Raw genomic sequence first — 5,528 nt, 5'->3', positions numbered from 1 at the left:
TTATCAAAGTGTACGTTGTATACTTTTAATTTATTTTCATTAGCATCATATTTAATACATTTTAATTGTTCTCCGGCTCCCATAATGACAAAAGCATTGCCTTCATGATATTTACATTCAGACATCATTTTTTGTAAAATTTCAAGAGCACCGTTATACGTCCCTGAGGCAGCTTCTTTACAAATTAATTTTATAATACTATAAGCTAGTAACTCCATGGATTTAGAAGATTTTCTTTCATTACAATTTCCACTATTTATAAATGTGCTAGTGTTAATTTCATTGCTTTTACTAACTAACATTGTCTTTTCCTCAGTTAATGTCACATGATTATTTTTAATGTTATTATTGTTTGTCACTATAAAAAATCGCTCATTTGAGACAATTGCTGGCATTAACAGCTTCATATGCTATACATGGTACTTTTAATTAATTTAGCACAGGAATGTTAAATTTAATAAACAAAAGGTTATTTCGCTGTATGATAAAAACCACCCGTTATAATTTATTAGTGAAAATCGTTTTTCGAGTGTTAGAAATTTATATCTAAATAGCGTTGATTAATGAGCAAAGCCAGACTCCTGTAACGCTCACAAGACTCTTCTGCATGCGACGGCGGTTCTAGTCAGTAGTAGATGTTTAAGGCGTGGCAGAGACATTTCATCCTTACTCTACGGCATTGTTCTACATACATTGGTCGTGGTACTCACTCAGCATAAGTGAGCGAACAGAGAATAGTTCAGTGATTTGAGTAATTAACCTGATTAAATGAAGGGGTATAATAAATGATAATACTCTGGCTTTATCGTTAATTACTTAATTCCACATGTAAGCAATTTGCCCGCTTGGCATAGCGGGCATTTTTTCCAAGTACTTTTGAATGAGTACTGATGGATAAATACATTGCAGTGGCGTGCCACGTACCAAAACACCAGCCCTCATTCGAAACCACCCACCACACTTCTTCCTTGAAATGGCGTTAGTCGTGAAATATAGACCGCCATCGAGTACCCCTTGTACCCTTAACTCTTCCTGATACGTGAATGCTGATATGGTGGCCCTTGCTGGACTTGAACCAGCGACCAAGCGATTATGAGTCATGAGGCAAGTTCGTTCTATATTGTTTTTGTTTGTTCGCGATTGCTTTATTAGTTGTTTATAATCAATGAATTATGTAATTTTCTCTGTCTCCGCTTGGTTCCGTTTTTTCTTCATTGTACGATCGTTACCTGACCCATTACCTGACCCAAAATCACGAGTTATTCTGATTGTTACTGGTTTAGAAAAGAGGTTCTATGGCCGTCAATCTTACTGAAACAGCCATCCGAGCATTGAAAGCAAAAAAGACATCGTTCTATGTCTGGAGCAACAGCTCTCAACGTGGCACTGGACGACTTGGTGTCAAAGTTCAGTCTTCTGGCAGCAAGATTTTCTATTTCCGCTATTACGTGGAAAAAGGGAAAAAAGAAAGATTCATTCAATTGGGTATATGGCCTGAGATGAAACTGGCCACAGCGAATGAACTGGCAAAAAAGTATGGTGCCTGGCTCATTGAAGGAAAGGATCCCCAGGCAGAACTGGAACGACAACAGTTTGCAGAACAGCAGCGGATACAACTCCATCAATCACAGGGCTCATTTGAAGCATTGATTCATGGTTATGTTAACAAAATGAAAATTGATAATAAGAGGACATGGCAGGATGTTCTGAAACGCCTTGAAAATGAATGCTATACAGTGATCCCCCGTGAAACTAAAGCTAAAGATGTGACTTCCGGACAGATTAAACATATCCTGGCCGGGATCATTCAGCGTGGTGCTGTGGTTCACTCTAACCGGATCCGTTCTTACCTGATGGCTGCATTTAACTATGGACTGAAAGCAGATAACGATCCGATGAACACAAGTGCAGGGATTACTTTTGGGCTGGAGGCAAATCCGGTGTCAGTGATACCGAAACAGTCATCTGCTGAAAAAGTCGGTGATACCTGGCTGACACTTGAAGAGTTGCGTTTTCTAATGGAACATTTTGCTGAAGCAACCAACGTTGGATTATTGATGCAACATTTGATCCGATTCTGTATCTATACCGGAGGGCAACGTCCCTTCGAAATGATCGCCAGTCAGTGGTGTGATGTTGATTTTCAACAAAAAACGCTGCTGGTGACTGCTGATGTCTCTAAAAATAAACGAGAGCATTTGATACCGTTGACTGAATCAGCATTACAGGAATTATCCTGTGTGCAGGAGTTAACAAAAGAAAAATCCAGCCCTTACATTTTTCCACTTTCGACTAATGGTAAGCGTCCGGTTCGTACGGACAGTCTGGCTCGCGCTATCATGTATTTCCGGGCTTTTAATCCTGACTTTAAAATTTTTACAGCACGTGACTTACGTCGGACCTGTAAAACGTTAATGGGAGAAGCTGGGATCAGTAAGGAAATCCGCGATCGTATTCAAAATCATGCGTTGAACGATGTCAGTTCAAAACATTATGATCGATACGATTATTTGCCAGAAAAACGCAGAGCACTTGAGATCTGGGAGGACCGGGTTAATAACTATCAACAGCAAACAGGCAATAATGTTGTCAATCTGTTTGGCAGAAGGTGAGGGAGTTCCTGGTCGCTGTACGAATTGTGTACAATTGATGGGTATTGTTGATGCACTTGGTTCTTGTATTGTTTACTATAATTATTGAGGTAAATTTTCGTGCCGGTATTACTCAGAGGGGATTCAAAAATGGCTGTAATTCCAATGTCTTACTCCCCTGCTACTGTAGCTCGTCGTTTTTCGATACTGGATGGAGTAACTATTCAGGGCGTGCTTTACCAGATCATCTGGGATCCAAAGACTCCGTTTGCTGCGGTAATCGAAGCTGCACCTTCTGTTATTGATGGTGATGTTCGCCATAAGGTTGTTGCCACTCTGGAGCTTCAGCGTCGTCCCCGGCTTGAAGGCGTGTTTGTCCAGAAATTCTGGGAAGAACAGGATGTTGCTCAGATTGAAGGGATTGTTGTCGATGGCGCTGTACGTGATGTTGGTCTTGCAACGTTTGTTTATGAAACGATAGTCACAAAAGCGGGCGTTGTACTATTAAGTGATAACGAGCAATATGAAGGAGGTAAAGCTCTCTGGCAGCATATTGCGCGTCGTTCAACGAATCTGAAGGTGTTTATTTTAGATACTGATTCCGCACGGTATTACCCGTTTGATGGCGAACGGATCAGTTATGACGGGAAAAGCATCCCGGAATCAGAAATCTGGAGTGAACATCCTGAGCGAAACAGACACGCTGTCGTTCTTGTGGCTGAATCTGTTAATGGTAAAGCCGCATAATTTGCCGAGTGTCTCGTTTTTTGAGATCTTGCTGGAAAGTCTCCCTTGGGGATAGCGAACTGCTATCCCCTTTCTCAGTGAGTTACTGTTCGACCAGACATTTTCCCCATAAAGGTCGTATCGAGTATCTATCTTCGCTATATGGATTTATTTTATTTTTTTCCCTCTGTGCTATCAGCAACGTGTCGATCTCATCCTTAATAATGTGTTGAACTGCTTGACGGTAACGGTTAAGCGAAGTGTCACTGATATCTTGTGGAAGTTGTAGACTGCCATCTGCCTTGACGAGTTCATTCACACCATCTTTAATTTTGCGTCCCTGACCATCAGGTATACCTTCATTCAGATCATAGCCTTTCAGTCCTGCAAGACGAATATTCACGTCAATCTTTTCTGTACGTTTCTTTTTGTTACTTACCAACAGAATTTTATTGGCGTTATACCATTTTTCAAATGTTTCCAGTTGTTTCATGATGTTTGTGAAGTTATTCAGTTCGCTCCTGAATTCAATAGATTTTCTAATTTCACGCTCTTTTGCATCAATGTTTATTCCTGGATAATTTATTTCCCTTTTTAACGGTTCTATGTATGCCTGTTGCAGGCAACCAGCAAGATTCATTGCTGCATCCTGCAGGGTATTGGTATAAATCAGTTTCAGAAGTTCATCGCGCTGTATAGTGATTTGACAATAGTCTTTTTCCCATGCGGTGGTGTTTTCAATCGTGTCACTTTCATCGGAAATAATTGTTGTGAATTTCCAGGTGTAACGAATAAAATCATTTCCTTTAAAATATTGCACTAATTTATTTAACCATTCATATATTTCCAGAGCATAAAGTTTAACGTATCCATCATATATTATCTTTGTTGCATTTTTGTTGGCTAGCGAAAACATTTTGTCCACGAATTCTGTACGCCCGATTGTTAGCAATTGTTTTCTAAGTTTACTCACATCGTTAGTATCTGGTTTCTCACAATTCCAGGGACTTTTGTATTCATTTTCAAAAGGAGAAAGCCATTCAGGAACCTCTGTTTCTGAGTGATAGCAGTTGTTAATAGCCAAACCAAGGGTTCTGGCAAGTATCGCTGATTCATCAATTTGATGGTATCGGTTCAGTTGTTCCAGTAATTCTTTAGTACATGAGTGCGCAACAGAAAGATCTTGATGGCAATATCCTTGTCGAACCAGAGCGGGAAGTGGTGAGCAATGAGCTTTGCAATCTGTCAGAATATTGAACAAATCGTTTCTGACGAATTCTTCCATCTCAGGTGTTTTCCAGCCACCACTATTTTGGCCGACAAATTTTGCTGTTGGTTCCCTGTTCATATCTCCCCAGGTTTTCAGGCTGACGAGTCTGTTATCAAAACCATTGTATAAATGGCACATAACCTGAAAAGCAGCATACAGCTCTTTAGATAGTGGATTATCGGTCTCACCTATGGAGTAGTCCTCTCTATTTTGCTCTAAAATATTTTGTAGTTTTGTGTTAGCGCGTAATGCCGAGAGAATCCGATGTTGTTCATCAAACCAGGGACGATATTCTGGATCCAGATACAATCTGCGTGCTTTGAAAATGAGTAGAAGCAACTGTTCGGAAACAGCTTCATGTATGTGGGGAAACGGCATGGAGGTGCCAGATAAAACACGATAGTACGGGTGGTTTGTTTTTACCTTTTTAGTTACCATAATGTTAAATTCTTCCGTCTATTGCATAGCTGTTTCCAGTAGAGAAACTTGATACAGTCCTTTGTCAGGACATTGATACAGAGTTAACAGCCTCTACGAAATGGGAATCAGTTATGCAGTGGCTACGATGCTGAATCTAATACGATATCCTTAGCGTTTATTCCTGATTTTTTTACGAGCATTCCCTTTTGTTGCATATTGCTCAGGACGTAAATGATTTTACGGTTATAGCCCTCTACAGTCACGTCACTTTCATCTGAAAATATGTATCGTTTTCATTCAATTATTATCTTTTGTCTGCACTTTAGCTTTAGCAAGTTGGCAAAAATCAACTCCCTCTTACAAGTTCTATTATCGCCAGAAGATAATTTTGTGAACTTCGTCACGTTTTCAAACTAATGTTGTGGGGGCTTTTCTGGGGAAAATTTTTGGTCACTACCCCTCCTCTTGATATCATAGATCATAACAAGATTTTTTTTGTTTTTGTCTGCATAAAATAACCT

Annotated in this window: 3 protein-coding genes and 1 pseudogene; 2 read left to right on the top strand and 2 right to left on the bottom strand. The window is 39.9% G+C overall.

Annotation, left to right across the window (positions count from 1 at the left end; genetic code table 11):
* Positions 1-302, bottom strand: a pseudogene (locus HEN33_RS23950) (YpjCB family protein); the annotation flags it as partial.
* Between the two features lie 993 nt (positions 303-1,295).
* On the opposite strand from HEN33_RS23950, the gene HEN33_RS23945 reads away from it, so the two are divergent.
* A complete protein-coding gene (locus HEN33_RS23945; protein WP_000290292.1) occupies positions 1,296-2,612 on the top strand; it encodes a tyrosine-type recombinase/integrase in 1,317 nt (438 codons plus the stop codon).
* A 129-nt stretch (positions 2,613-2,741) separates the two neighbouring features.
* A complete protein-coding gene (locus tag HEN33_RS23940) occupies positions 2,742-3,338 on the top strand; it encodes a hypothetical protein (RefSeq protein WP_000268404.1) in 597 nt (198 codons plus the stop codon).
* Between the two features lie 82 nt (positions 3,339-3,420).
* Here the strand turns inward: HEN33_RS23940 and HEN33_RS23935 are convergent, their stop codons facing one another.
* Positions 3,421-5,025 carry a hypothetical protein gene (locus HEN33_RS23935; protein WP_001430098.1) on the bottom strand — a complete coding sequence of 535 codons (1,605 nt, stop codon included), beginning with the start codon at positions 5,023-5,025 and terminating at the stop codon, positions 3,421-3,423.
* Between the last annotated feature and the right edge of the window lie 503 nt (positions 5,026-5,528).

The sequence above is a fragment of the Escherichia sp. 94.0001 genome, from assembly GCF_013369155.2.
Taxonomy (GTDB): Bacteria; Pseudomonadota; Gammaproteobacteria; order Enterobacterales; family Enterobacteriaceae; genus Escherichia; species Escherichia coli_F.
Note: the sequence above shows the minus strand (reverse complement) of the source record. Positions and strands in the feature narration are given on the sequence as shown.

Excerpts from the sequence above, each read along its gene's own strand:
- HEN33_RS23945 (WP_000290292.1), top strand. The coding sequence starts at position 1,296 with ATGGCCGTCAATCTTACTGAAACAGCCATCCGAGCATTGAAAGCAAAA.
- HEN33_RS23940 (WP_000268404.1), top strand. The coding sequence starts at position 2,742 with ATGGCTGTAATTCCAATGTCTTACTCCCCTGCTACTGTAGCTCGTCGT.
- HEN33_RS23935 (WP_001430098.1), bottom strand. The coding sequence starts at position 5,025 with ATGGTAACTAAAAAGGTAAAAACAAACCACCCGTACTATCGTGTTTTA.